25 protein-coding genes, 8 tRNA genes and 2 rRNA genes are annotated in these 26,574 nt (G+C 34.1%); all 35 read left to right on the top strand.

The window, feature by feature from the left end; translation table 11 throughout:
* Window positions 1-241 precede the first annotated feature (241 nt).
* Complete coding sequence (ispE, locus tag IDG64_RS11080; RefSeq protein WP_000638870.1) at window positions 242-1,090, top strand: 4-(cytidine 5'-diphospho)-2-C-methyl-D-erythritol kinase; 849 nt, start codon at window positions 242-244, stop codon at window positions 1,088-1,090.
* Between the two features lie 13 nt (window positions 1,091-1,103).
* Window positions 1,104-1,928: a pur operon repressor gene (gene purR / locus IDG64_RS11075; protein ID WP_001269643.1), complete on the top strand. Its 825-nt coding sequence runs from the start codon at window positions 1,104-1,106 to the stop codon at window positions 1,926-1,928.
* Window positions 1,929-1,944: 16 nt separating this feature from the next.
* Window positions 1,945-2,325: a RidA family protein gene (locus IDG64_RS11070; protein ID WP_000691767.1), complete on the top strand. Its 381-nt coding sequence runs from the start codon at window positions 1,945-1,947 to the stop codon at window positions 2,323-2,325.
* Between the two features lie 71 nt (window positions 2,326-2,396).
* Window positions 2,397-2,699 carry a septation regulator SpoVG gene (spoVG, locus tag IDG64_RS11065; protein ID WP_000868999.1) on the top strand — a complete coding sequence of 101 codons (303 nt, stop codon included), beginning with the start codon at window positions 2,397-2,399 and terminating at the stop codon, window positions 2,697-2,699.
* A 188-nt stretch (window positions 2,700-2,887) separates the two neighbouring features.
* On the top strand, window positions 2,888-3,019 hold the full coding sequence (locus IDG64_RS11060; protein WP_001789654.1) for a hypothetical protein: 132 nt from the start codon (window positions 2,888-2,890) through the stop codon (window positions 3,017-3,019).
* A 22-nt stretch (window positions 3,020-3,041) separates the two neighbouring features.
* Window positions 3,042-4,394, top strand: a complete 1,353-nt coding sequence (gene glmU, locus IDG64_RS11055; RefSeq protein WP_001252535.1) for a bifunctional UDP-N-acetylglucosamine diphosphorylase/glucosamine-1-phosphate N-acetyltransferase GlmU — start codon at window positions 3,042-3,044, stop codon at window positions 4,392-4,394.
* Window positions 4,395-4,540: 146 nt separating this feature from the next.
* On the top strand, window positions 4,541-5,506 hold the full coding sequence (locus tag IDG64_RS11050; RefSeq protein WP_000933774.1) for a ribose-phosphate diphosphokinase: 966 nt from the start codon (window positions 4,541-4,543) through the stop codon (window positions 5,504-5,506).
* Window positions 5,507-5,655: 149 nt separating this feature from the next.
* Complete coding sequence (locus IDG64_RS11045) at window positions 5,656-6,309, top strand: 50S ribosomal protein L25/general stress protein Ctc (protein ID WP_000157650.1); 654 nt, start codon at window positions 5,656-5,658, stop codon at window positions 6,307-6,309.
* 310 nt (window positions 6,310-6,619) lie between these two features.
* On the top strand, window positions 6,620-7,192 hold the full coding sequence (pth, locus tag IDG64_RS11040; protein ID WP_000649790.1) for an aminoacyl-tRNA hydrolase: 573 nt from the start codon (window positions 6,620-6,622) through the stop codon (window positions 7,190-7,192).
* Complete coding sequence (mfd, locus tag IDG64_RS11035) at window positions 7,192-10,698, top strand: transcription-repair coupling factor (protein WP_000154228.1); 3,507 nt, start codon at window positions 7,192-7,194, stop codon at window positions 10,696-10,698. The genes pth and mfd overlap by 1 nt, the downstream gene beginning before the upstream one ends.
* Complete coding sequence (locus tag IDG64_RS11030) at window positions 10,688-12,214, top strand: polysaccharide biosynthesis protein (RefSeq protein WP_000680727.1); 1,527 nt, start codon at window positions 10,688-10,690, stop codon at window positions 12,212-12,214. Before mfd ends, IDG64_RS11030 begins: the two co-directional genes overlap by 11 nt.
* Window positions 12,214-13,407, top strand: coding sequence for a MazG nucleotide pyrophosphohydrolase domain-containing protein (locus tag IDG64_RS11025; protein WP_000951443.1), 1,194 nt, complete (start codon window positions 12,214-12,216; stop codon window positions 13,405-13,407). The genes IDG64_RS11030 and IDG64_RS11025 overlap by 1 nt, the downstream gene beginning before the upstream one ends.
* Window positions 13,404-13,667, top strand: coding sequence for an RNA-binding S4 domain-containing protein (locus IDG64_RS11020; protein WP_001234988.1), 264 nt, complete (start codon window positions 13,404-13,406; stop codon window positions 13,665-13,667). Before IDG64_RS11025 ends, IDG64_RS11020 begins: the two co-directional genes overlap by 4 nt.
* Before the next feature lie 17 nt (window positions 13,668-13,684).
* Complete coding sequence (gene divIC / locus IDG64_RS11015; RefSeq protein ID WP_000792417.1) at window positions 13,685-14,077, top strand: cell division protein DivIC; 393 nt, start codon at window positions 13,685-13,687, stop codon at window positions 14,075-14,077.
* A 104-nt stretch (window positions 14,078-14,181) separates the two neighbouring features.
* Window positions 14,182-14,583, top strand: a complete 402-nt coding sequence (locus IDG64_RS11010; protein ID WP_000021445.1) for a S1 domain-containing RNA-binding protein — start codon at window positions 14,182-14,184, stop codon at window positions 14,581-14,583.
* A 179-nt stretch (window positions 14,584-14,762) separates the two neighbouring features.
* Window positions 14,763-16,058, top strand: a complete 1,296-nt coding sequence (tilS, locus tag IDG64_RS11005) for a tRNA lysidine(34) synthetase TilS (RefSeq protein ID WP_200626295.1) — start codon at window positions 14,763-14,765, stop codon at window positions 16,056-16,058.
* A gap of 4 nt (window positions 16,059-16,062) precedes the next feature.
* The gene (hpt, locus tag IDG64_RS11000; protein WP_000551283.1) at window positions 16,063-16,602 is read left to right on the top strand and encodes a hypoxanthine phosphoribosyltransferase; all 540 of its coding nucleotides are present in this window, start codon (window positions 16,063-16,065) and stop codon (window positions 16,600-16,602) included.
* 256 nt (window positions 16,603-16,858) lie between these two features.
* A complete protein-coding gene (gene ftsH, locus IDG64_RS10995) occupies window positions 16,859-18,952 on the top strand; it encodes an ATP-dependent zinc metalloprotease FtsH (protein ID WP_001167888.1) in 2,094 nt (697 codons plus the stop codon).
* 227 nt (window positions 18,953-19,179) lie between these two features.
* Window positions 19,180-20,061, top strand: a complete 882-nt coding sequence (gene hslO / locus IDG64_RS10990) for an Hsp33 family molecular chaperone HslO (RefSeq protein WP_000148605.1) — start codon at window positions 19,180-19,182, stop codon at window positions 20,059-20,061.
* Window positions 20,062-20,239: 178 nt separating this feature from the next.
* Window positions 20,240-21,172 (top strand): cysteine synthase A, encoded by a 933-nt coding sequence (gene cysK, locus IDG64_RS10985; protein ID WP_000057594.1) that lies wholly within the window; start codon window positions 20,240-20,242, stop codon window positions 21,170-21,172.
* 215 nt (window positions 21,173-21,387) lie between these two features.
* The gene (gene folP / locus IDG64_RS10980) at window positions 21,388-22,191 is read left to right on the top strand and encodes a dihydropteroate synthase (RefSeq protein WP_000167923.1); all 804 of its coding nucleotides are present in this window, start codon (window positions 21,388-21,390) and stop codon (window positions 22,189-22,191) included.
* On the top strand, window positions 22,169-22,534 hold the full coding sequence (gene folB, locus IDG64_RS10975; RefSeq protein WP_001154302.1) for a dihydroneopterin aldolase: 366 nt from the start codon (window positions 22,169-22,171) through the stop codon (window positions 22,532-22,534). The genes folP and folB overlap by 23 nt, the downstream gene beginning before the upstream one ends.
* Window positions 22,531-23,007, top strand: coding sequence for a 2-amino-4-hydroxy-6-hydroxymethyldihydropteridine diphosphokinase (folK, locus tag IDG64_RS10970; RefSeq protein ID WP_000613716.1), 477 nt, complete (start codon window positions 22,531-22,533; stop codon window positions 23,005-23,007). Before folB ends, folK begins: the two co-directional genes overlap by 4 nt.
* 393 nt (window positions 23,008-23,400) lie before the next feature.
* On the top strand, window positions 23,401-23,493 hold the full coding sequence (locus tag IDG64_RS10965; RefSeq protein WP_001790128.1) for a hypothetical protein: 93 nt from the start codon (window positions 23,401-23,403) through the stop codon (window positions 23,491-23,493).
* A gap of 52 nt (window positions 23,494-23,545) precedes the next feature.
* Window positions 23,546-25,033, top strand: coding sequence for a lysine--tRNA ligase (gene lysS, locus IDG64_RS10960; RefSeq protein WP_001288202.1), 1,488 nt, complete (start codon window positions 23,546-23,548; stop codon window positions 25,031-25,033).
* Between the two features lie 461 nt (window positions 25,034-25,494).
* Window positions 25,495-25,609, top strand: a 5S ribosomal RNA gene (gene rrf / locus IDG64_RS10955).
* Window positions 25,610-25,621: 12 nt separating this feature from the next.
* Window positions 25,622-25,697 (top strand) — tRNA-Val (locus tag IDG64_RS10950).
* A gap of 16 nt (window positions 25,698-25,713) precedes the next feature.
* Window positions 25,714-25,789: transfer RNA gene (locus tag IDG64_RS10945), tRNA-Thr, on the top strand.
* A gap of 6 nt (window positions 25,790-25,795) precedes the next feature.
* Window positions 25,796-25,868: transfer RNA gene (locus IDG64_RS10940), tRNA-Lys, on the top strand.
* Between the two features lie 33 nt (window positions 25,869-25,901).
* A tRNA-Gly gene (locus IDG64_RS10935) sits at window positions 25,902-25,976 on the top strand.
* A 7-nt stretch (window positions 25,977-25,983) separates the two neighbouring features.
* Window positions 25,984-26,072 (top strand) — tRNA-Leu (locus tag IDG64_RS10930).
* Between the two features lie 5 nt (window positions 26,073-26,077).
* A tRNA-Arg gene (locus IDG64_RS10925) sits at window positions 26,078-26,154 on the top strand.
* 20 nt (window positions 26,155-26,174) lie between these two features.
* Window positions 26,175-26,248 (top strand) — tRNA-Pro (locus tag IDG64_RS10920).
* Window positions 26,249-26,271: 23 nt separating this feature from the next.
* Window positions 26,272-26,347, top strand: a tRNA-Ala gene (locus IDG64_RS10915).
* Window positions 26,348-26,469: 122 nt separating this feature from the next.
* Window positions 26,470-26,574: ribosomal RNA gene (locus IDG64_RS10910) — 16S ribosomal RNA — on the top strand; the annotation flags it as partial.

The raw sequence follows: 26,574 nt of genomic DNA, 5'->3' as shown, positions 1-26,574 counted from the left end.
TTGGGCATTATGTTCAATACTCTTTTTATTTACAAAATGTTTAACACTGATGTTTCGCTTATAGATTTTTCAGTAAATGGATAATTGTATTTATAAACACAAATACAAGTAAATACTAAGTAATTAGATGGAGAAAATTACTTTTTTATTAAAAAAACACTAAAAAACAAATTAAAATGTCAAATATTAATTCTCTTTATGTTAAAATCATCATATTAAGATAACGAAAAGAGGGCGGAAAATGATATATGAAACGGCACCAGCCAAAATTAATTTTACGCTCGATACACTTTTTAAAAGAAATGATGGCTATCATGAGATTGAAATGATAATGACAACAGTTGATTTAAATGATCGTTTAACTTTTCATAAAAGAAAAGATCGAAAGATAGTTGTTGAGATTGAACATAATTATGTGCCTTCTAATCATAAAAATCTCGCATATCGTGCAGCGCAACTATTTATTGAGCAATATCAACTAAAGCAAGGTGTAACAATTTCTATCGATAAAGAAATACCTGTTTCTGCTGGCTTAGCTGGAGGTTCGGCTGATGCAGCAGCAACTTTAAGAGGATTGAATCGACTTTTTGATATAGGGGCGAGTTTGGAAGAATTGGCTCTACTAGGCAGTAAAATTGGGACAGATATTCCGTTTTGTATTTATAATAAAACTGCACTATGTACTGGAAGAGGAGAGAAAATCGAGTTTTTAAATAAACCACCTTCAGCTTGGGTGATTCTTGCTAAACCAAACTTAGGCATATCATCACCAGATATATTTAAGTTGATCAATTTAGATAAGCGTTACGACGTACATACGAAAATGTGTTATGAGGCCTTAGAAAATCGAGATTATCAACAATTATGTCAAAGTTTGTCTAATCGATTAGAGCCAATTTCTGTTTCAAAACACCCACAAATCGATAAATTAAAAAATAATATGTTGAAAAGTGGTGCAGATGGTGCGTTAATGAGTGGAAGCGGACCGACTGTGTATGGGCTAGCACGAAAAGAAAGCCAAGCAAAAAATATTTATAATGCAGTTAACGGTTGTTGTAATGAAGTGTACTTAGTTAGACTATTAGGATAGAAGGGTTGAAAAGATGAGATATAAACGAAGCGAGAGAATTGTTTTTATGACGCAATATTTGATGAACCATCCGAATAAATTGATTCCATTAACTTTTTTTGTGAAAAAATTTAAACAGGCGAAGTCTTCAATAAGTGAAGATGTCCAAATTATAAAAAATACATTCCAAAAAGAAAAGTTAGGTACAGTAATTACTACTGCTGGCGCAAGTGGTGGTGTTACGTATAAACCAATGATGAGTAAAGAAGAGGCGACTGAAGTTGTTAATGAGGTCATTACTCTATTAGAAGAGAAAGAACGTTTGTTACCTGGCGGATATTTATTTTTATCAGATTTGGTAGGTAATCCATCGCTACTAAACAAAGTTGGTAAGTTAATTGCCAGTATTTACATGGAAGAAAAATTAGATGCTGTTGTTACCATTGCGACAAAAGGTATTTCATTGGCAAATGCGGTTGCTAATATTTTAAATTTACCAGTAGTAGTGATTAGAAAAGACAACAAGGTGACTGAAGGTTCTACAGTTTCAATTAATTACGTTTCAGGATCTTCAAGAAAAATAGAAACAATGGTACTTTCGAAGAGAACTTTAGCAGAAAATTCAAATGTTTTAGTTGTCGATGATTTTATGAGGGCTGGTGGCTCTATTAATGGTGTTATGAATTTAATGAATGAGTTTAAAGCCCATGTAAAAGGGGTATCAGTACTTGTAGAATCAAAAGAAGTTAAACAAAGATTGATTGAAGATTATACTTCCTTAGTGAAATTATCTGATGTAGATGAATATAATCAAGAGTTTAACGTAGAACCTGGCAACAGTTTATCTAAGTTTTCATAAAAGGAGTTTTAGTATTATGAAAATCATTAACACAACAAGATTACCGGAAGCACTTGGACCATATTCGCATGCAACAGTTGTGAATGGTATGGTTTATACTTCTGGTCAGATTCCATTGAATGTTGATGGAGAAATCGTAAGCGCTGATGTTCAAGCACAGACAAAGCAAGTTTTAGAAAATTTAAAGGTTGTTTTGGAAGAAGCAGGATCTGATTTGAATTCTGTTGCGAAAGCGACCATTTTCATTAAAGATATGAATGATTTCCAAAAAATAAATGAAGTGTATGGTCAATATTTTAATGAACACAAGCCAGCGCGTAGTTGTGTAGAGGTTGCGCGTTTGCCAAAAGATGTGAAAGTAGAAATTGAATTAGTAAGTAAAATTAAGGAATTATAATTTTCGATTAATATGTTTAATCAAGCTTCTAAATAAAACAGAGAGATATATACTATAGGGGGGCTCACTACATGAAAGTGACAGATGTAAGACTTAGAAAAATACAAACAGATGGACGAATGAAAGCACTCGTTTCCATTACATTAGATGAAGCTTTCGTAATTCATGATTTACGTGTAATTGAAGGAAACTCTGGCTTGTTCGTTGCAATGCCAAGTAAACGTACACCAGATGGTGAATTCCGCGACATCGCGCATCCTATTAATTCAGATATGAGACAAGAAATTCAAGATGCAGTGATGAAAGTATATGATGAAACAGATGAAGTAGTACCAGATAAAAACGCTACATCAGAAGATTCAGAAGAAGCTTAATCAATTTTATATTTAGCGATGTAATACATTTGCAATAAGTTGATTTGATACTGTCGATAAAGCATAAAGCTTTGTCGGCAGTTTTTTAGTTTGTATTAATGTTTTTTTATTTTTAATGAAAGGTTAATAAATATATATGTTAACAGATTATGATGATATGAAAATTATTGATTCATTGCTGATAAAAATTGCGTTTGAATGATGCTCGTATTTTTGAAGTAAGAAAAAAGTTGTTTTTAAAATTACAACGAATTAAAAACAATGCCTTTTATATGTTGAAAGAGTATTGCAGATTAAATTATAATAATGACGAAGTGTAAAATTTAATGGGGGTTAATGTTCATGCGAAGACACGCGATAATTTTGGCAGCAGGTAAAGGCACAAGAATGAAATCTAAAAAGTATAAAGTGCTACACGAGGTTGCTGGGAAACCTATGGTCGAACATGTATTGGAAAGTGTGAAAGGCTCTGGTGTCGATCAAGTTGTAACCATCGTAGGACATGGTGCTGAAAGTGTAAAAGGACATTTAGGCGAGCGTTCTTTATACAGTTTTCAAGAGGAACAACTCGGTACTGCGCATGCAGTGCAAATGGCGAAATCACACTTAGAAGACAAGGAAGGTACGACGATCGTTGTATGTGGTGACACACCGCTCATCACAAAGGAAACATTAGAAACATTGATTGCGCATCATGAGGATGCTAATGCTCAAGCAACTGTATTATCTGCATCGATTCAACAACCATATGGATACGGAAGAATCGTTCGAAATGCGTCAGGTCGTTTAGAACGCATAGTTGAAGAGAAAGATGCAACGCAAGCTGAAAAGGATATTAATGAAATTAGTTCAGGTATTTTAGCGTTTAATAATAAAACGTTGTTTGAAAAATTAACACAAGTGAAAAATGATAATGCGCAAGGTGAATATTACCTCCCTGATGTATTGTCGTTAATTTTAAATGATGGCGGCATCGTAGAAGTCTATCGTACCAATGATGTTGAAGAAATCATGGGTGTAAATGATCGTGTAATGCTTAGTCAGGCTGAGAAGGCGATGCAACGTCGTACGAATCATTATCACATGCTAAATGGTGTGACAATCATCGATCCTGACAGCACTTATATTGGTCCAGACGTTACAATTGGTAGTGATACAGTCATTGAACCAGGCGTACGAATTAATGGTCGTACAGAAATTGGCGAAGATGTTGTTATTGGTCAGTACTCTGAAATTAACAATAGTACGATTGAAAATGGTGCATGTATTCAACAGTCTGTTGTTAATGATGCTAGCGTAGGAGCGAATACTAAGGTCGGACCGTTTGCGCAATTGAGACCAGGCGCGCAATTAGGTGCAGATGTTAAGGTTGGAAATTTTGTAGAAATTAAAAAAGCAGATCTTAAAGATGGTGCCAAGGTTTCACATTTAAGTTATATTGGCGATGCTGTAATTGGTGAACGTACTAATATTGGTTGCGGAACGATTACAGTTAACTATGATGGTGAAAATAAATTTAAAACTATCGTCGGCAAAGATTCATTTGTAGGTTGCAATGTTAATTTAGTAGCACCTGTAACAATTGGTGATGATGTATTGGTGGCAGCTGGTTCCACAATCACAGATGACGTACCAAATGACAGTTTAGCTGTGGCAAGAGCAAGACAAACAACAAAAGAAGGATATAGGAAATAATCATTTACGTATTTAAAATGACTAGGATAAAAGGATAATCCTATGTAATATTAATGTAATCTTTATGATTTAATGATTCGCATAGTAATGGAGTTACATTTTATATATAATAGTAATTGCGTAATTAAATAATTGGAGGACTATAAATGTTAAATAATGAATATAAGAATTCGTCATTAAAGATTTTTTCATTGAAAGGAAACGAAGCATTAGCGCAAGAAGTTGCTGACCAAGTAGGAATTGAACTAGGTAAATGTTCAGTTAAACGTTTTAGTGATGGAGAAATTCAAATTAATATCGAAGAGAGTATTCGTGGTTGTGACGTATTTATTATTCAACCAACATCATATCCTGTGAATCTACATTTAATGGAATTATTAATTATGATTGACGCTTGTAAACGTGCTTCTGCAGCAACAATCAATATTGTAGTGCCATATTATGGATATGCAAGACAAGATAGAAAAGCCCGTAGCCGTGAGCCAATCACAGCTAAATTAGTTGCAAACTTAATCGAAACAGCTGGCGCAACTCGTATGATTGCGTTAGACTTACATGCACCACAAATTCAAGGATTCTTTGATATTCCAATTGACCACTTAATGGGTGTGCCAATTCTTGCTAAACATTTCAAAGATGATCCGAATATTAACCCAGAAGAATGTGTCGTTGTTTCACCAGACCATGGCGGTGTTACACGTGCACGTAAATTAGCTGACATTTTAAAAACTCCAATTGCAATTATAGATAAACGTCGTCCTAGACCAAATGTTGCTGAAGTGATGAACATTGTTGGTGAGATTGAAGGACGTACGGCAATTATTATTGACGATATTATTGATACAGCAGGTACAATCACTTTAGCTGCACAAGCATTAAAAGATAAAGGTGCTAAAGAAGTATATGCTTGTTGTACACACCCTGTTTTATCAGGACCGGCTAAAGAACGTATCGAAAATTCTGCTATAAAAGAATTAATCGTAACAAACTCAATTCATTTAGATGAAGACCGCAAACCATCTAACACTAAAGAATTATCTGTTGCTGGTTTAATCGCACAAGCTATCATTCGTGTATACGAAAGAGAATCAGTTAGCGTATTATTTGACTAATATTTAAAAGGCGTTTGACGAACATATTCCAAACGTGTATAATAGTTTCGTTCGTGATTATACGAATAAATAAACACTTGCAAGCAACGATGATGTTGATGGGTAAGTGAGGTGCTCGTTTTGAGCAAAAATGAAAGGTGGAAATGAGAATGGCTTCATTAAAGTCAATCATCCGTCAAGGTAAACAAACACGTTCAGATCTTAAACAATTAAGAAAATCTGGTAAAGTACCAGCAGTAGTATACGGTTACGGTACTAAAAACGTGTCAGTTAAAGTTGATGAAGTAGAATTCATCAAAGTTATCCGTGAAGTAGGTCGTAACGGTGTTATCGAATTAGGCGTTGGTTCTAAAACTATCAAAGTTATGGTTGCAGACTACCAATTCGATCCACTTAAAAACCAAATTACTCACATTGACTTCTTAGCAATCAATATGAGTGAAGAACGTACTGTTGAAGTACCAGTTCAATTAGTTGGTGAAGCAGTAGGCGCTAAAGAAGGCGGCGTAGTTGAACAACCATTATTCAACTTAGAAGTAACTGCTACTCCAGACAATATTCCAGAAGCAATCGAAGTAGACATTACTGAATTAAACATTAACGACAGCTTAACTGTTGCTGATGTTAAAGTAACTGGCGACTTCAAAATCGAAAACGATTCAGCTGAATCAGTAGTAACAGTAGTTGCTCCAACTGAAGAACCAACTGAAGAAGAAATCGAAGCTATGGAAGGCGAACAACAAACTGAAGAACCAGAAGTTGTTGGCGAAAGCAAAGAAGACGAAGAAAAAACTGAAGAGTAATTTTAATCTGTTACATTAAAGTTTTTATACTTTGTTTAACAAGCACTGTGCTTATTTTAATATAAGCATGGTGCTTTTTGTGTTATTATAAAGCTTAATTAAACTTTATTGCTTTGTAATAAAGTTTAATTAATTTTAGTGAGTAAAAGACATTAAACTCAACAATGATACATCATAAAAATTTTAATGTACTCGATTTTAAAATACATACTTACTAAGCTAAAGAATAATGATAATTGATGGCAATGGCGGAAAATAGATGTTGTCATTATAATAATAAATGAAACAATTATGTTGGAGGTAAACACGCATGAAATGTATTGTAGGTCTAGGTAATATAGGTAAACGTTTTGAACTTACAAGACATAATATCGGCTTTGAAGTCGTTGATTATATTTTAGAGAAAAATAATTTTTCATTAGATAAACAAAAGTTTAAAGGTGCATATACAATTGAACGAATGAACGGCGATAAAGTGTTATTTATCGAACCAATGACAATGATGAATTTGTCAGGAGAAGCAGTTGCACCGATTATGGATTATTACAATGTTAATCCAGAAGATTTAATTGTCTTATATGATGATTTAGATTTAGAACAAGGACAAGTTCGCTTAAGACAAAAAGGAAGTGCGGGCGGTCACAATGGTATGAAATCAATTATTAAAATGCTTGGTACAGACCAATTTAAACGTATTCGTATTGGTGTGGGAAGACCAACGAATGGTATGACGGTACCTGATTATGTTTTACAACGCTTTTCAAATGATGAAATGGTAACGATGGAAAAAGTTATCGAACACGCAGCACGCGCAATTGAAAAGTTTGTTGAAACATCACGATTTGACCATATTATGAATGAATTTAATGGTGAAGTGAAATAATGACAATATTGACAACGCTTATAAAAGAAGATAATCATTTTCAAGACCTTAATCAGGTATTTGGACAAGCAAACACACTAGTAACTGGTCTTTCCCCGTCAGCTAAAGTGACGATGATTGCTGAAAAATATGCACAAAGTAATCAACAGTTATTATTAATTACCAATAATTTATACCAAGCAGATAAATTAGAAACAGATTTACTTCAATTTATAGATGCTGAAGAATTGTATAAGTATCCTGTGCAAGATATTATGACCGAAGAGTTTTCAACACAAAGCCCTCAACTGATGAGTGAACGTATTAGAACTTTAACTGCGTTAGCTCAAGGTAAGAAAGGGTTATTTATCGTTCCTTTAAATGGTTTGAAAAAGTGGTTAACTCCTGTTGAAATGTGGCAAAATCACCAAATGACATTGCGTGTTGGTGAGGATATCGATGTGGACCAATTTCTTAACAAATTAGTTAATATGGGGTACAAACGGGAATCCGTGGTATCGCATATTGGTGAATTCTCATTGCGAGGAGGTATTATCGATATCTTTCCGCTAATTGGGGAACCAATCAGAATTGAGCTATTTGATACCGAAATTGATTCTATTCGGGATTTTGATGTTGAAACGCAGCGTTCCAAAGATAATGTTGAAGAAGTCGATATCACAACTGCAAGTGATTATATCATTACTGAAGAAGTGATCAGCCATCTTAAAGAAGAGTTAAAAACTGCATATGAAAATACAAGACCCAAAATAGATAAATCAGTGCGCAATGATTTGAAAGAAACGTATGAAAGCTTTAAATTATTCGAAAGTACATACTTTGATCATCAAATACTACGTCGCTTAGTAGCGTTTATGTATGAAACACCTTCGACAATTATTGAGTATTTCCAAAAAGATGCAATCATTGCAGTTGATGAATTTAATCGTATTAAAGAAACTGAAGAAAGTTTAACAGTAGAGTCTGATTCGTTTATTAGCAATATTATTGAAAGTGGTAATGGATTTATAGGACAAAGTTTTATAAAATATGATGATTTTGAAACATTGATTGAAGGCTATCCTGTCACTTATTTTTCATTATTCGCTACAACAATGCCGATAAAACTAAATCATATTATTAAATTTTCATGTAAACCTGTCCAACAATTTTATGGGCAATATGACATTATGCGTTCTGAATTTCAACGATATGTTAATCAAAACTATCATATCGTGGTTTTGGTCGAAACCGAAACTAAAGTTGAACGTATGCAAGCGATGTTAAGTGAAATGCATATTCCATCAATAACAAAATTGCATCGCTCAATGTCATCGGGACAAGCAGTGATTATTGAGGGCAGTTTATCTGAAGGATTTGAACTACCTGATATGGGATTAGTTGTCATTACTGAGCGTGAGCTTTTTAAATCAAAACAGAAAAAGCAACGAAAACGTACGAAAGCTATCTCAAATGCTGAAAAAATTAAGTCTTACCAAGATTTAAATGTGGGAGATTATATTGTTCATGTGCATCATGGTGTTGGTAGATATTTAGGTGTTGAGACGCTCGAAGTGGGGCAAACGCATCGTGATTATATTAAATTGCAATATAAAGGTACGGATCAACTATTTGTTCCAGTAGATCAAATGGATCAAGTTCAAAAATATGTAGCTTCGGAAGATAAGACGCCAAAATTAAATAAACTCGGTGGCAGTGAATGGAAAAAAACAAAAGCTAAAGTTCAACAAAGTGTTGAAGATATTGCTGAAGAGTTGATTGATTTATATAAAGAAAGAGAAATGGCAGAAGGTTATCAATATGGGGAAGACACAGCTGAGCAAACAACATTTGAATTAGATTTTCCATATGAACTTACGCCTGACCAAGCTAAATCTATCGATGAAATTAAAGATGACATGCAAAAATCGCGTCCAATGGATCGCTTGCTATGTGGTGATGTTGGTTATGGTAAAACTGAAGTTGCAGTGAGAGCAGCATTCAAAGCTGTAATGGAAGGAAAGCAGGTTGCATTTTTAGTTCCTACAACTATTTTAGCTCAGCAACATTATGAGACGTTAATTGAGCGTATGCAAGATTTTCCTGTTGAAATTCAATTAATGAGTCGTTTTAGAACGCCTAAAGAGATAAAACAAACTAAGGAAGGACTTAAAACTGGATTTGTTGACATAGTTGTTGGTACACACAAATTACTTAGTAAAGATATACAGTATAAAGATTTAGGGCTGTTGATTGTAGATGAAGAACAACGATTTGGTGTACGCCATAAAGAGCGTATTAAAACATTAAAACATAATGTAGATGTACTAACATTGACTGCAACCCCAATACCTAGAACATTGCATATGAGTATGCTAGGTGTGCGCGATTTGTCAGTGATTGAAACGCCGCCAGAAAATCGTTTCCCAGTTCAAACATATGTATTAGAACAGAACATGAGTTTTATCAAAGAAGCTTTAGAAAGAGAACTATCCCGTGATGGCCAAGTGTTTTATCTTTATAATAAAGTGCAATCCATTTATGAAAAACGAGAACAACTCCAGATGTTAATGCCAGATGCTAACATTGCAGTTGCTCATGGACAAATGACAGAGCGCGATTTAGAAGAAACGATGTTAAGTTTTATCAATAATGAATATGATATTTTAGTAACGACGACGATTATTGAAACAGGTGTCGATGTCCCAAATGCAAATACTTTGATCATTGAAGATGCAGATCGCTTTGGATTGAGTCAGTTGTATCAATTAAGAGGTCGTGTTGGTCGTTCAAGTCGTATTGGTTATGCATACTTCTTACATCCAGCAAATAAGGTACTAACTGAGACTGCAGAAGATCGATTACAAGCGATTAAAGAATTTACGGAGTTAGGCTCAGGATTTAAGATTGCGATGCGTGATTTGAACATTCGTGGTGCTGGTAATTTGTTAGGTAAACAACAGCACGGCTTTATTGATACAGTTGGATTTGATTTGTACAGTCAAATGTTAGAAGAAGCTGTAAATGAAAAACGTGGTATTAAGGAACCAGAATCTGAGGTGCCAGAAGTCGAAGTTGATTTAAACTTGGATGCATATTTGCCAACAGAATATATTGCAAATGAACAAGCTAAAATTGAAATTTATAAAAAGCTACGAAAAACTGAAACATTTGATCAAATTATCGACATTAAAGATGAATTAATTGATCGTTTCAATGATTATCCTGTTGAAGTAGCACGTTTGCTTGATATAGTGGAAATAAAAGTACACGCATTACATTCAGGTATCACGTTGATTAAAGATAAAGGGAAAATAATTGATATTCATTTATCTGTAAAAGCCACTGAAAATATTGATGGCGAAGTGCTGTTCAAAGCAACACAACCTTTAGGTAGAACAATGAAGGTTGGTGTTCAAAATAATGCAATGACAATTACTTTAACGAAACAAAATCAATGGCTTGATAGTTTGAAGTTTTTAGTTAAGTGCATTGAAGAAAGTATGAGAATCAGTGATGAAGCATAAAGATGCATTTAATGGCGTTGTCGTGTTAACTGCTGCATTAATTGTCATTAAAATTCTGAGTGCTGTATATCGAATTCCATATCAAAATATATTAGGCGATACAGGTTTGTATGCATATCAACAAGTGTATCCAATTGTAGCATTAGGAATGATATTATCGATGAATGCCATTCCTAGTGCAATTACACAAAATATAGGAAAGTATCATAGTGACGAAGCATATGCAAAAGCAGTCGCTTATATACAATTAGTTGGTATATTAATATTTATTGCTATTTTTGTGTTTGCAAACAATATTGCACATATGATGGGTGATGGCCATTTAACACCAATGATTCAAGCTGCAAGTTTAAGCTTTATATTTATAGGTATGCTTGGCGTGTTAAGAGGTTATTATCAATCTGCAAATAATATGACAGTTCCGGCTATTTCCCAGGTTATAGAACAAGTTATACGAGTAGGTATTATCATTGTTACTATTGTTATTTTTGTAGACAGAGGTTGGACGATATATGAAGCGGGAACAATTGCTATTTTAGCATCAACGATAGGTTTTTTAGGTTCTTCAATTTATTTAGTAGCGCACCGACCTTTTAAGTTTAAAATGGTAAATAACACTGCAAAGATTGTTTGGAAACAGTTCGCACTTTCGGTTTTGATTTTCGCTATCAGTCAATTAATCGTAATTTTATGGCAAGTGATTGATAGTGTTACTATTATTAAGTCACTTCAAGCGATACGCGTGCCATTCGATGTTGCCATAACTGAAAAAGGAGTCTATGACCGTGGTGCATCATTTATTCAGATGGGATTGATTGTAACTACAACATTTAGTTTTGCGCTCATTCCTCTGTTAAGTGACGCAATCAAAATGAATAATCAGGTACTTATGAATCGTTATGCAAATGCGTCATTAAAGATTACGATTTTAATAAGTACAGCAGCGGGAATAGGATTAATTAATTTATTGCCTTTAATGAACGGTGTGTTTTTTAAGACGAATGATTTAACCTTAACGTTAAGTGTTTATATGATTACGGTCATTTGTGTATCGTTAATTATGATGGATATGGCTTTATTACAAGCGCAACATGCTGTGAGACCTATTTTTGTTGGTATGACGGCAGGATTGGTTATTAAATTTATACTTAATATCATTTTGATTCGTTTAAGTGGCATTATTGGTGCGAGCATTAGTACTGTTGTATCATTAATTATATTCGGTACGATTATCCATATTGCTGTCACGAGAAAATACCACTTACATGCGATGAGACGATTTTTTATCAATGTTGTTTTAGGTATGGTATTTATGTCGATTGTTGTTCAATGCGTGTTAAACATAGTGACAACACACGGTAGATTCACTGGACTCATTGAATTATTATGTGCAGCAGTATTAGGTATCATTGCATTGTTTTTCTATATTTTTAGATTTAATGTTTTGACATATAAAGAGTTAACTTATTTACCATTTGGTTCAAAGTTGTATCAAATTAAGAAAGGAAGACGTTGATGGCACATACCATTACGATTGTTGGCTTAGGAAACTATGGCATTGATGATTTGCCGCTAGGGATATATAAATTTTTAAAGACACAAGATAAAGTTTATGCAAGAACGTTAGATCATCCAGTTATAGAATCATTGCAAGATGAATTAACATTTCAGAGTTTTGACCATGTTTATGAAGCACATGACCAATTTGAAGATGTCTATAATGATATTGTGGCGCAATTGGTTGAAGCTGCTAATGAAAAAGATATTGTCTATGCGGTTCCGGGTCATCCTAGAGTTGCTGAGACAACTACAGTGAAATTACTGGCTTTAGCAAAGGACAATACTGATATAGATGTGAAAGTTTTAGGTGGTAAAAGCTTTATTGATGATGTGTTTGAAGCAGTTAATGTAGATCCAAATGATGGCTTCACACTGTTAGATGCGACATCATTACAAGAAGTAACACTTAATGTTAGAACGCATACATTGATTACGCAAGTTTATAGTGCAATGGTTGCTGCTAATTTGAAAATCACTTTAATGGAACGATATCCTGATGATTACCCTGTTCAAATTGTCACTGGTGCACGAAGCGATGGTGCGGATAACGTTGTGACATGCCCATTATATGAATTGGATCATGATGAAAATGCATTCAATAATTTGACGAGTGTATTCGTACCAAAAATCATAACATCGACATATTTGTATCATGACTTTGATTTTGCAACGGAAGTGATTGATACTTTAGTTGATGAAGATAAAGGTTGTCCATGGGATAAAGTGCAAACGCATGAAACGCTTAAGCGTTATTTACTTGAAGAAACATTTGAATTGTTCGAAGCTATTGACAATGAAGATGATTGGCATATGATTGAAGAGCTAGGAGATATTTTATTACAAGTGTTATTGCATACTAGTATTGGTAAAAAAGAAGGGTATATCGACATTAAAGAAGTGATTACAAGTCTTAATGCTAAAATGATTCGTAGACACCCACACATATTTGGTGATGCCAATGCTGAAACTATCGATGACTTAAAAGAAATTTGGTCTAAGGCGAAAGATGCTGAAGGTAAACAGCCAAGAGTTAAATTTGAAAAAGTATTTGCAGAGCATTTTTTAAATTTATATGAGAAGACGAAGGATAAGTCATTTGATGAGGCCGCGTTAAAGCAGTGGCTAGAAAAAGGGGAGAGTAATACATGAGATTAGATAAATATTTAAAAGTATCACGGTTAATAAAGCGACGTACGCTAGCAAAAGAAGTAAGTGATCAAGGTAGAATTACAATAAATGGTAATGTTGCTAAAGCTGGATCGGATGTTAAAGTTGAAGATGTGCTGACGATTCGCTTTGGTCAAAAATTAGTAACAGTTAAAGTAACTGCATTAAATGAACATGCATCTAAAGATAACGCAAAGGGCATGTATGAAATCATTGAAGAGCGTCGACTTGAAGAAGCGTAAATTGGAGGTGACAAGCAATGAAAAATAAAGTAGAACATATAGAAAATCAGTACACGTCGCAAGAGAACAAGAAAAAACAACGTCAAAAAATGAAAATGCGTGTTGTTCGTAGGCGTATTACAGTATTTGCGGGCGTATTACTTGCGATAATTGTTGTTTTATCAATCTTGCTTGTTGTCCAAAAACATCGCAATGATATCGATGCACAGGAGCGAAAAGCGAAAGAAGCACAGTTTCAAAAGCAACAAAATGAAGAAATTGCGTTAAAAGAAAAGTTGAATAATCTGAATGACAAAGATTATATTGAAAAAATTGCGCGTGATGATTATTACTTAAGCAACAAAGGTGAAGTGATTTTTAGGTTGCCAGAAGACAAAGATTCGTCTAGCTCAAAATCTTCGAAAAAATAAATCCAAATTGATTCAAAATTATCCGAGTATAGACATTGTGAAAAAATCCAAACAAGGATATAATAAGGGAAAATCGAATCAAATCGGGAGGATTTATTTAACATATGTCAATCGAAGTTGGAAATAAGCTTAAAGGTAAAGTCACTGGTATTAAAAAGTTTGGTGCATTCGTAGAATTACCTGAAGGAAAAAGTGGTTTAGTTCACATTAGTGAAGTCGCAGATAATTATGTTGAAAACGTAGAAGAGCACCTTTCTGTTGGTGATGAAGTAGACGTAAAAGTATTATCTATTGCTGATGATGGAAAAATTAGTCTTTCAATTAAGAAAGCTAAAGACCGTCCACGTAGACAACATACGAGTAAACCAAGTCATCAAAAACCAGTGCAAAAAGCCGAAGATTTTGAAAAGAAATTAAGCAATTTCTTAAAAGATAGTGAAGATAAATTAACTTCAATCAAACGTCAAACAGAATCTAGACGCGGTGGCAAAGGTTCAAGACGTTAATTAAAATAAATAAAGACTGTTTCGATAAGGAATATATTTAGAATGATGCGTATCGAATAATCGATTGCAGCGTTAGACAATCTAAGACTGTTTCTTAAATAAGGAGCAGTCTCTTTTATTTGTAATGATATAACTAAGGCTTATACCATTTTTGAAAATTGTAAAAGTGAGGTGATGTTATGCAGTTAAATAGTAATGGTTGGCATGTTGATGACCATATTGTTGTCGCTGTTTCTACAGGTATTGATAGTATGTGTTTATTGTATCAACTACTAAATGATTATAAAGATAATTATAGAAAACTAACATGCTTACATGTCAATCATGGCGTTAGGTCAGCTTCAATCGAGGAAGCCAGATTTTTAGAAGCATACTGCGAACGTCATCACATCGATTTACATATCAAAAAGTTAGATTTGTCGCATAGTCTCGACCGAAATAACAGCATTCAGAATGAAGCTCGAATTAAACGTTACGAATGGTTTGATGAAATGATGAATGTATTAGAAGCGGATGTATTGCTAACGGCGCATCATTTGGACGATCAATTAGAAACTATTATGTATCGTATTTTTAATGGGAAATCGACGCGTAATAAACTAGGATTTGATGAGTTATCGAAGCGAAAAGGTTATCAGATTTATCGACCACTTTTAGCTGTCTCTAAAAAAGAAATAAAACAATTCCAAGAGAGATATCATATTCCATATTTTGAAGATGAATCTAATAAAGATAACAAATATGTTAGAAATGATATTCGTAATAGAATTATTCCAGCTATTGATGAAAATAATCAACTTAAAGTATCGCATTTATTAAAATTAAAACAATGGCATGATGAACAATATGATATTTTGCAATATTCAGCTAAACAATTTATTCAAGAATTTGTGAAGTTTGATGAAAAGTCAAAATATTTAGAGGTTTCTAGACAAGCTTTTAATAACTTACCAAACTCATTAAAGATGGTTGTGTTGGATTGCCTATTATCAAAGTATTATGAGTTGTTTAATATTAGTACTAAAACATACGAAGAGTGGTTTAAACAATTTAGTAGTAAGAAAGCACAATTCAGTATTAATCTCACGGATAAATGGATAATTCAAATCGCATATGGTAAATTAATAATAATGGCTAAAAATAATGGCGATACATATTTTAGAGTTCAAACTATTGAAAAGCCAGGTAATTATATTTTTAACAAATATCGATTAGAGATACATTCTAATTTACCAAAATGTTTATTTCCGCTTACAGTGAGAACACGACAAAGTGGCGATACATTTAAACTGAATGGGCGCGATGGTTATAAGAAAGTGAATCGCCTGTTTATAGATTGTAAAGTGCAACAGTGGGTTCGGGATCAAATGCCAATCGTATTGGATAAACAACAGCGCATTATTGCGGTAGGAGATTTATATCAACAACAAACAATAAAACAATGGATTATAATTAGTAAAAATGGAGATGAATAGCGTTATGCATAATGATTTGAAAGAAGTATTGTTAACTGAAGAAGATATTCAAAATATCTGTAAGGAATTGGGAGCACAATTAACAAAGGATTATCAAGGTAAACCATTAGTATGCGTGGGTATCTTAAAAGGCTCAGCAATGTTTATGTCAGATTTAATTAAACGAATTGATACCCATTTATCAATTGATTTCATGGATGTTTCTAGTTATCACGGAGGCACTGAGTCAACTGGTGAAGTTCAAATCATTAAAGATTTAGGTTCTTCTATTGAAAATAAAGACGTATTAATTATTGAAGATATCTTAGAGACTGGTACTACACTTAAGTCAATTACTGAATTATTACAATCTAGAAAAGTTAATTCATTAGAAATAGTTACTTTATTAGATAAACCAAACCGTCGTAAAGCGGACATTGAAGCTAAGTATGTAGGTAAAAAAATACCAGATGAATTTGTTGTTGGTTACGGTTTAGATTATCGTGAATTATACCGAAACTTACCATATATCGGTACGTTAAAACCTGAAGTGTATTCAAATTAATTTTTTAATCAATTTCAGTTATTATTACTATGCGTTTGAGAAATAATAGTGTAGACTCAAAAATATGAAAAATGTATTTCATATATATTTAATTTTAGACAAGACATATGTCTTGAAAAGTTGAAAAATATAGAGATTGATAAAACTAATACGGATGTGAATGGCATTGATGTTAAGCTCAATTACTAGCTTATAAAACATGTCATATGTTACAATTTTTGTTAGTTTTATTATGGGAAGTAGGAGGAAATGACGCATGCAGAAAGCTTTTCGCAATGTGCTAGTTATCGTAATAATAGGCGTTATTATTTTTGGTCTATTTTCATATTTAAACGGTAATGGAAATATGCCGAAACAGCTTACATATAATCAATTTACTGAGAAGTTGGAAAAAGGTGACCTTAAAACTTTAGAAATCCAACCACAACAAAATGTCTATATGGTAAGTGGTAAAACGAAAAATGATGAAGACTATTCATCAACTATTTTATATAACAACGAAAAAGAATTACAAAAAATTACTGATGCTGCTAAAAAGCAAAACGGTGTAAAATTAACGATTAAAGAAGAAGAAAAACAAAGTGTCTTTGTGAGTATACTTTCAACATTAATTCCAGTTGTAGTCATAGCGTTATTATTTATTTTCTTCCTAAGCCAAGCACAAGGTGGCGGTAGTGGCGGTCGTATGATGAACTTTGGTAAATCTAAAGCGAAAATGTACGATAATAACAAACGTCGTGTTCGTTTCTCTGATGTAGCAGGGGCAGATGAAGAAAAACAAGAATTAATTGAAATTGTTGATTTCTTGAAAGATAATAAAAAATTCAAAGAAATGGGATCTAGGATTCCTAAAGGTGTCTTACTTGTTGGACCTCCAGGTACTGGTAAAACATTACTTGCTAGAGCGGTTGCAGGTGAAGCTGGCGCACCATTCTTCTCTATTAGTGGTTCAGACTTTGTAGAGATGTTTGTTGGTGTTGGTGCGAGCCGTGTTCGTGACTTATTCGATAATGCTAAGAAAAACGCGCCTTGTATTATCTTTATCGATGAGATTGATGCTGTTGGTCGTCAACGTGGTGCAGGTGTTGGTGGCGGTCATGATGAACGTGAACAAACCCTAAACCAATTATTAGTTGAAATGGATGGATTCGGTGAAAATGAAGGTATCATTATGATAGCTGCTACAAACCGTCCTGATATCCTTGACCCAGCCTTATTACGTCCAGGTCGTTTTGATAGACAAATTCAAGTTGGTCGTCCAGATGTGAAAGGCCGTGAAGCAATTCTTCATGTTCATGCTAAAAACAAACCACTTGATGAAACGGTTGATTTAAAAGCAATTTCACAACGTACACCTGGTTTCTCAGGTGCTGATTTAGAGAACTTATTAAATGAAGCATCTTTAATTGCTGTACGTGAAGGTAAAAAGAAAATTGACATGAGAGATATCGAAGAGGCAACGGATAGAGTTATAGCCGGACCTGCTAAGAAATCTCGAGTTATTTCTAAGAAAGAACGTAATATTGTTGCTCATCACGAAGCTGGTCATACAATTATCGGTATGGTACTTGATGAGGCAGAAGTAGTGCATAAAGTTACTATTGTTCCACGTGGACAAGCAGGTGGTTATGCAATGATGCTACCTAAACAAGATCGTTTCTTAATGACTGAACAAGAGTTATTAGATAAAATCTGTGGTTTACTTGGTGGACGTGTATCAGAAGATATTAACTTTAACGAAGTATCAACAGGTGCTTCAAATGACTTCGAACGTGCAACACAAATCGCACGCTCAATGGTTACGCAATATGGTATGAGTAAAAAATTAGGACCATTACAGTTCGGTCATAGCAATGGTCAAGTATTCTTAGGTAAAGATATGCAAGGTGAGCCTAATTATTCAAGCCAAATCGCATATGAAATTGATAAAGAAGTTCAACGAATCGTTAAAGAACAATACGAACGTTGTAAACAAATTTTATTAGAGCACAAAGAACAATTAATTTTAATTGCTGAAACATTATTAACAGAAGAAACATTAGTTGCTGAACAAATTCAATCATTATTCTACGAAGGTAAATTACCTGAAATTGATTATGATGCAGCTAAAGTTGTTAAAGATGAAGATTCTGAATTTAATGATGGTAAATTCGGTAAATCTTATGAAGAGATTCGTAAAGAGCAATTAGAAGATGGACAACGTGACGAAAGTGAAGATCGTAAAGAAGAAAAAGATATTGCTGAGGATAAAAAAGAAGCTGATAAATCTGATGAAAAAGATGAACCAGCACATCGACAAGCCCCAAATATCGAAAAACCTTACGATCCAAATCACCCAGACAATAAATAATCGATTATATTCAGTACCTCTTTCTATGATAAAGTTATAGAAAGAGGTACTTTTATCGTTTTTAAAAATACGTATTAGATTTTAAGTCATTGAATTGTTATAGCAGAAAATAATTGTAAAACAAGTTACTTCATTATTTAGAATGATGGGTGTAGAATAAGTACAATTGTTGCATTTTATGAAGTAAAGTAATTTTAAAATATAGAGTAATAGAGGAGATTGAAATAATGACACACGATTATATTGTTAAAGCATTAGCATTTGATGGGGAGATTAGGGCTTATGCTGCTTTGACAACTGAAACTGTTCAAGAAGCACAAACGAGACATTATACATGGCCGACAGCATCTGCTGCAATGGGAAGAACAATGACAGCAACAGCTATGATGGGCGCAATGTTGAAAGGTGATCAAAAATTAACTGTCACTGTAGATGGCCAAGGACCTATTGGACGAATTATTGCCGATGCAAATGCTAAAGGCGAGGTGCGTGCTTATGTAGACCATCCACAAACTCATTTTCCATTAAATGAGCAAGGTAAACTTGATGTAAGACGAGCAGTAGGGACAAATGGATCTATTATGGTTGTTAAAGACGTTGGAATGAAAGACTATTTCTCTGGAGCAAGTCCAATTGTTTCAGGAGAACTTGGTGAAGATTTTACTTATTATTATGCTACAAGTGAACAAACACCTTCATCGGTAGGTCTTGGTGTATTGGTAAATCCTGATAATACGATTAAAGCAGCAGGAGGATTTATCATTCAAGTTATGCCAGGTGCCAAAGATGAAACAATTTCAAAATTAGAAAAAGCAATTAGTGAAATGACACCAGTTTCTAAATTAATTGAACAAGGATTAACGCCAGAAGGATTACTAAACGAAATCTTAGGTGAAGACCATGTGCAAATTTTAGAGAAAATGCCTGTTCAATTTGAATGTAATTGTAGTCATGAGAAATTTTTAAATGCTATTAAAGGATTGGGCGAGGCTGAGATTCAAAATATGATTAAAGAAGATCATGGTGCTGAAGCAGTATGTCATTTCTGTGGAAATAAATATAAATATACTGAAGAAGAATTAAACGTGTTGCTAGAAAGTTTAGCGTAATTTAATTTAAATCAATACGCTAAAATGTTTATTTTTAGCGGTTTAGTGAAATGTAGAACTAAATAGTTGTATAATCCTTAGTGATTTTGTTTGCTTTCTAGAATTTATTTGATAAAATAATTCTATATCCGATAAATAAACTAAGATTTCAACAACTAACTAAAAAGGAGTGTTCTTAATGGCACAAAAACCAGTAGATAATATTACTCAAATTATTGGCGGTACACCGGTAGTCAAATTGAGAAATGTAGTAGATGACAATGCAGCAGATGTTTATGTAAAATTGGAATATCAAAATCCAGGTGGTTCTGTAAAGGATAGAATTGCTTTAGCAATGATTGAAAAAGCAGAGCGAGAAGGCAAAATTAAACCTGGCGATACAATTGTAGAACCAACAAGTGGTAATACAGGTATCGGTTTAGCATTTGTATGTGCTGCTAAAGGATATAAAGCAGTATTTACTATGCCCGAAACAATGAGCCAAGAGCGTCGTAATTTATTAAAAGCATACGGTGCGGAATTAGTTTTAACGCCTGGATCAGAAGCGATGAAAGGTGCAATTAAAAAAGCTAAAGAATTGAAAGAAGAACATGGTTACTTCGAGCCACAACAATTTGAAAACCCTGCGAACCCTGAAGTTCATGAGTTAACTACAGGTCCTGAGTTATTACAACAATTTGAAGGGAAAACTATCGATGCGTTCCTAGCTGGTGTTGGTACTGGTGGTACGTTATCTGGTGTAGGTAAAGTTCTGAAAAAAGAATATCCTAACATCGAAATTGTTGCTATAGAGCCTGAGGCTTCTCCAGTATTGAGCGGTGGTGAGCCAGGTCCACATAAATTACAAGGTTTAGGTGCTGGATTTATTCCAGGCACTTTGAATACAGAAATCTATGACAGTATTATTAAAGTAGGAAATGATACAGCGATGGAAATGTCTCGTCGAGTTGCTAAAGAGGAAGGTATTTTAGCAGGTATTTCATCAGGTGCTGCGATTTATGCTGCCATTCAAAAAGCAAAAGAATTAGGAAAAGGTAAAACAGTAGTAACAGTATTGCCGAGTAATGGTGAACGCTACTTATCAACACCTTTATATTCATTCGATGACTAATTAATGTCATTTAAAAGAGTGAGTTATCTTTTTGAGATAACTTGCTCTTTTTTTCTACCATGTATATTTTTAAAAATATGAGCGTTAAATTAAACATTTTTCTGATAAAAATATCCAGTGAATGATAAGATAATAAACGTACATACTAATAACTAGTAAATAGCAGGAGTAAATTTTATTAGAGTTAAACAATACATAATTAAAGGGTGGTTAACATGACTAAAACAAAAATTATGGGCATATTAAACGTCACACCTGATTCATTCTCAGATGGTGGAAAATTTAATAATGTTGAATCAGCTATAAATAGAGTGAAAGCCATGATAGATGAAGGTGCTGACATTATAGATGTTGGAGGTGTTTCAACGAGACCAGGTCATGAAATGGTTTCATTAGAAGAAGAGATGAACAGAGTATTACCTGTTGTTGAAGCTATTGTCGGTTTTGATGTAAAAATTTCAGTCGATACATTTCGAAGTGAGGTTGCTGAAGCATGTTTAAAATTAGGCGTTGATATCATTAATGATCAATGGGCTGGGCTGTATGATCATCATATGTTCCAAATTGTAGCTAAATATGACGCGGAAATTATTTTAATGCATAATGGAAATGGTAATCGTGATGAACCGGTTGTCGAAGAAATGTTAACATCTTTGTTAGCACAAGCACATCAAGCTAAAATAGCTGGTATACCTTCAAATAAAATTTGGCTAGATCCAGGTATAGGTTTCGCTAAAACTAGAAATGAAGAAGCCGAAGTTATGGCAAGACTGGATGAACTTGTTGCAACAGAATATCCAGTTTTATTAGCGACAAGCCGGAAACGTTTCACTAAAGAGATGATGGGTTATGATACAACACCGGTTGAAAGAGATGAAGTAACTGCAGCTACGACTGCATATGGTATTATGAAAGGCGTTAGAGCAGTACGCGTTCATAATGTCGAGTTGAATGCTAAATTAGCTAAAGGTATAGATTTTTTAAAGGAGAATGAAAATGCAAGACACAATCTTTCTTAAAGGTATGCGCTTTTATGGATATCATGGTGCTTTATCAGCTGAAAATGAAATAGGGCAAATTTTCAAAGTGGATGTAACTTTGAAAGTAGACTTAGCTGAAGCTGGGCGTACTGATAATGTTATTGATACAGTTCATTATGGTGAAGTGTTCGAAGAGGTTAAATCAATTATGGAAGGTAAGGCCGTTAATTTACTTGAGCATCTAGCTGAACGTATTGCAAATCGTATAAATTCACAATATAATCGTGTAATGGAAACGAAAGTGAGAATCACTAAAGAAAACCCACCGATTCCGGGTCATTATGATGGAGTAGGTATCGAAATAGTGAGGGAGAATAAATGATTCAAGCATACTTAGGATTAGGTAGTAATATTGGTGATAGAGAAAGCCAGTTAAACGATGCTATAAAGATTTTGAATGAATATGATGGTATTAACGTATCTAATATTTCTCCGATTTATGAAACAGCACCAGTTGGGTATACTGAGCAACCTAACTTTTTAAATTTGTGTGTTGAAATTCAAACAACACTCACAGTATTACAACTGTTGGAATGTTGTTTGAAGACAGAAGAATGTTTACACCGTATTAGAAAGGAACGATGGGGTCCTAGAACTTTAGATGTGGATATTTTGTTGTATGGAGAAGAAATGATAGATTTACCAAAACTGTCGGTGCCACATCCGAGAATGAATGAACGTGCATTTGTTTTAATCCCATTAAATGATATAGCAGCAAATGTCGTAGAACCACGTTCGAAATTGAAAGTGAAAGATTTAGTTTTTGTCGATGACAGTGTAAAGAGATATAAATAATGCATTGTTGAGAACATTCATATTTATTGGGAATAGATGATTGATTATTGGAGATGTTTCCGCATTTTGATTATCTCTAAATGCATTTGATTTCGAATTAGTATATGATGATTTAGTATGTGTTAGAATTAAGTTATTTCATAAAATCAAAGTAAGCAATATTTGATAAATTGCTGTAATTTATTTGGGCTTTTGTTGAAGTTTGTGGAAGATAATTTTTATACATTTACTTAGGGTTGTATTAATGATAATCATATTTTAAATGAATAAGTAATTCATAAACGAAAACAGAAATTGCTTTATTACATTTACAAGCTCTTGTAAAATTAAAAAAGTGATAAAATTGATGTTATGAATATAAGAAAACATGCCACATCATAACTTTAAGGTGTAATGGTTAATGATAAAGTATTAGAAACATCGAAAGAGATGTATGTTGAGCAAAAATGTCTGATATTTTATAAAACTTTAAAGGAAAATGTTTGAGTGTACCAGTTGGAATACTAAAGGATTACAACAAGTTAAAGGAGAGAAAGTTATGTCAGAAGAAATGAATGACCAAATGTTGGTTCGACGTCAAAAATTACAAGAATTATATGATCTTGGTATAGACCCGTTTGGTTCTAAATTTGACCGTTCAGGTTTATCTAGTGATTTGAAAGAAGAGTGGGACCAGTATTCTAAAGAAGAATTGGTAGAAAAAGAAGCGGATAGTCATGTCGCTATAGCTGGACGATTAATGACTAAGCGTGGTAAAGGTAAAGCAGGATTTGCACACGTTCAGGACTTAGCTGGACAAATTCAAATTTACGTTCGTAAAGATCAAGTTGGCGATGACGAATTTGATTTATGGAAAAATGCTGATTTAGGCGATATCGTTGGTGTTGAAGGTGTAATGTTCAAAACAAATACTGGCGAATTATCGGTTAAAGCGAAGAAATTCACGCTACTAACTAAATCATTGCGACCATTACCGGATAAATTCCACGGTTTACAGGATATTGAACAGAGATATCGTCAAAGATATTTAGATTTAATTACGAACGAAGATAGCACTCGTACATTTATTAATCGTAGTAAAATCATTCAAGAAATGCGTAATTATTTAAATAATAAAGGTTTCTTGGAAGTAGAAACACCTATGATGCACCAAATTGCTGGTGGAGCAGCTGCTAGACCATTTGTAACACATCATAATGCATTAGATGCAACGTTATACATGCGTATTGCTATTGAGTTGCATTTAAAACGTTTAATTGTCGGTGGACTTGAAAAAGTATATGAAATTGGTAGAGTATTCCGTAATGAAGGTGTATCAACTAGACATAACCCTGAATTCACAATGATTGAATTATATGAAGCATATGCAGATTATCATGACATTATGGATTTAACAGAATCTATGGTGAGACATATTGCCAATGAAGTATTAGGTTCTGCAAAAGTACAATACAATGGGGAAACGATTGATTTAGAATCTGCTTGGACTCGTTTGCATATTGTTGATGCTGTAAAAGAAGCTACTGGTGTGGATTTTTATGAAGTTAAAAGTGATGAAGAAGCTAAAGCTTTAGCTAAAGAACATGGTATTGAAATTAAAGATACAATGAAATATGGTCATATTTTAAATGAATTCTTTGAGCAAAAAGTTGAAGAAACACTTATTCAGCCAACGTTTATCTATGGTCATCCGACTGAAATTTCACCTTTAGCGAAGAAAAATCCTGAAGATCCTAGATTTACTGATCGTTTCGAATTGTTCATTGTAGGTAGAGAGCATGCAAATGCATTTACTGAATTAAATGATCCTATTGATCAAAAAGGTCGTTTTGAAGCGCAACTTGTTGAAAAAGCGCAAGGTAATGATGAAGCGCATGAAATGGATGAAGATTACATTGAAGCGTTAGAATATGGTATGCCTCCGACAGGTGGTCTTGGTATCGGTATTGACAGATTGGTTATGTTATTAACTGATTCTCCATCAATCAGAGACGTGTTATTATTCCCTTATATGAGACAAAAATAAATGACGTTGATTGTTAGTAAGAGCTCTCGTGTATACAACATGTGTATGCGAGGGTTTTCTTAATTATGGTAATTAGTTCGTGTTTGAATGTTTTTGATAGTAATAGTTAACGATAGACATTGAGATATCTTATAACAAAAATTGCTATATTAGTATAATTTATCTTAATCAGCTATAAAAGTACTTTAAAATTGTATAGAATGTGTATGGTTTTGTACATATGTGTATGATAGAATACTAAAAGTGTTATGAATTAGAGGGCACGAGAAATGTCAGTTTTGAAGAATAAAAAAGTTGATTAAAAGTGTTGACTTTATCAATTGAATGAAGTAATATATAAAAGTCGTCAAAAACAGACGAAACACACTAAAAGCTGATGTGACAAAGTTTACATCAAAGTGTAAAATTAACTATTGCACCTTATTAATTAAGCGTGTATCATAAATAAGTAAGTTATTTTGTCTGGTGACTATAGCAAGGAGGTCACACCTGTTCCCATGCCGAACACAGAAGTTAAGCTCCTTAGCGTCGATGGTAGTCGAACTTACGTTCCGCTAGAGTAGAACGTTGCCAGGCAAATGACAAATCGGAGAATTAGCTCAGCTGGGAGAGCATCTGCCTTACAAGCAGAGGGTCGGCGGTTCGAACCCGTCATTCTCCACCATTTATTCTTAGATATAGCCGGCCTAGCTCAATTGGTAGAGCAACTGACTTGTAATCAGTAGGTTGGGGGTTCAAGTCCTCTGGCCGGCACCATCTTTTGAGCCATTAGCTCAGCTGGTAGAGCATCTGACTTTTAATCAGAGGGTCAGAGGTTCGAATCCTCTATGGCTCATTACGATTTAATTTTTATATTTAGCAAAATAATGCAGAAGTAGTTCAGCGGTAGAATACAACCTTGCCAAGGTTGGGGTCGCGGGTTCGAATCCCGTCTTCTGCTCCATTATTTTGCCGGGGTGGCGGAACTGGCAGACGCACAGGACTTAAAATCCTGCGGTGAGAGATCACCGTACCGGTTCGATTCCGGTCCTCGGCACCATTTTAGCGCCCGTAGCTCAATTGGATAGAGCGTTTGACTACGGATCAAGAGGTTATGGGTTCGACTCCTATCGGGCGCGCCATTTTTAAATTAATTGAATAACGGGAAGTAGCTCAGCTTGGTAGAGCACTTGGTTTGGGACCAAGGGGTCGCAGGTTCGAATCCTGTCTTCCCGATTACTTCTTAAATTCCATTTTATGGGGGCTTAGCTCAGCTGGGAGAGCGCCTGCTTTGCACGCAGGAGGTCAGCGGTTCGATCCCGCTAGTCTCCACCATTTATTTTTTACACGATGAACATTGAAAACTGAATGACAATATGTCAACGTTAATTCCAAAAAACGTAACTATAAGTTACAAACATTATTTAGTATTTACGAGCTAATCAAACATCATAATTTTTATGGAGAGTTTGATCCTGGCTCAGGATGAACGCTGGCGGCGTGCCTAATACATGCAAGTCGAGCGAACGGACGAGAAGCTTGCTTCTCTGATGTTAGCGGCG

This window comes from Staphylococcus sp. EG-SA-15, assembly GCF_017151895.1.
Taxonomy (GTDB): Bacteria; Bacillota; Bacilli; order Staphylococcales; family Staphylococcaceae; genus Staphylococcus; species Staphylococcus aureus.
Note: the sequence above shows the minus strand (reverse complement) of the source record. Positions and strands in the feature narration are given on the sequence as shown.

Bases quoted from the DNA above. Each gene is read 5' to 3' on its own strand.
- tilS (WP_200626295.1), top strand. From the start codon at position 14,763: ATGCAGTTAAATAGTAATGGTTGGCATGTTGATGACCATATTGTTGTC.
- ftsH (WP_001167888.1), top strand. From the start codon at position 16,859: ATGCAGAAAGCTTTTCGCAATGTGCTAGTTATCGTAATAATAGGCGTT.
- IDG64_RS11020 (WP_001234988.1), top strand. From the start codon at position 13,404: ATGAGATTAGATAAATATTTAAAAGTATCACGGTTAATAAAGCGACGT.
- mfd (WP_000154228.1), top strand. From the start codon at position 7,192: ATGACAATATTGACAACGCTTATAAAAGAAGATAATCATTTTCAAGAC.
- IDG64_RS11070 (WP_000691767.1), top strand. From the start codon at position 1,945: ATGAAAATCATTAACACAACAAGATTACCGGAAGCACTTGGACCATAT.
- spoVG (WP_000868999.1), top strand. From the start codon at position 2,397: ATGAAAGTGACAGATGTAAGACTTAGAAAAATACAAACAGATGGACGA.
- IDG64_RS10965 (WP_001790128.1), top strand. From the start codon at position 23,401: ATGGTTAATGATAAAGTATTAGAAACATCGAAAGAGATGTATGTTGAG.
- divIC (WP_000792417.1), top strand. From the start codon at position 13,685: ATGAAAAATAAAGTAGAACATATAGAAAATCAGTACACGTCGCAAGAG.
- IDG64_RS11045 (WP_000157650.1), top strand. From the start codon at position 5,656: ATGGCTTCATTAAAGTCAATCATCCGTCAAGGTAAACAAACACGTTCA.
- glmU (WP_001252535.1), top strand. From the start codon at position 3,042: ATGCGAAGACACGCGATAATTTTGGCAGCAGGTAAAGGCACAAGAATG.
- pth (WP_000649790.1), top strand. From the start codon at position 6,620: ATGAAATGTATTGTAGGTCTAGGTAATATAGGTAAACGTTTTGAACTT.
- IDG64_RS11050 (WP_000933774.1), top strand. From the start codon at position 4,541: ATGTTAAATAATGAATATAAGAATTCGTCATTAAAGATTTTTTCATTG.
- hslO (WP_000148605.1), top strand. From the start codon at position 19,180: ATGACACACGATTATATTGTTAAAGCATTAGCATTTGATGGGGAGATT.
- folB (WP_001154302.1), top strand. From the start codon at position 22,169: ATGCAAGACACAATCTTTCTTAAAGGTATGCGCTTTTATGGATATCAT.
- lysS (WP_001288202.1), top strand. From the start codon at position 23,546: ATGTCAGAAGAAATGAATGACCAAATGTTGGTTCGACGTCAAAAATTA.
- hpt (WP_000551283.1), top strand. From the start codon at position 16,063: ATGCATAATGATTTGAAAGAAGTATTGTTAACTGAAGAAGATATTCAA.
- cysK (WP_000057594.1), top strand. From the start codon at position 20,240: ATGGCACAAAAACCAGTAGATAATATTACTCAAATTATTGGCGGTACA.
- folK (WP_000613716.1), top strand. From the start codon at position 22,531: ATGATTCAAGCATACTTAGGATTAGGTAGTAATATTGGTGATAGAGAA.
- IDG64_RS11025 (WP_000951443.1), top strand. From the start codon at position 12,214: ATGGCACATACCATTACGATTGTTGGCTTAGGAAACTATGGCATTGAT.
- IDG64_RS11010 (WP_000021445.1), top strand. From the start codon at position 14,182: ATGTCAATCGAAGTTGGAAATAAGCTTAAAGGTAAAGTCACTGGTATT.
- IDG64_RS11030 (WP_000680727.1), top strand. From the start codon at position 10,688: ATGAAGCATAAAGATGCATTTAATGGCGTTGTCGTGTTAACTGCTGCA.
- purR (WP_001269643.1), top strand. From the start codon at position 1,104: ATGAGATATAAACGAAGCGAGAGAATTGTTTTTATGACGCAATATTTG.
- ispE (WP_000638870.1), top strand. From the start codon at position 242: ATGATATATGAAACGGCACCAGCCAAAATTAATTTTACGCTCGATACA.
- folP (WP_000167923.1), top strand. From the start codon at position 21,388: ATGACTAAAACAAAAATTATGGGCATATTAAACGTCACACCTGATTCA.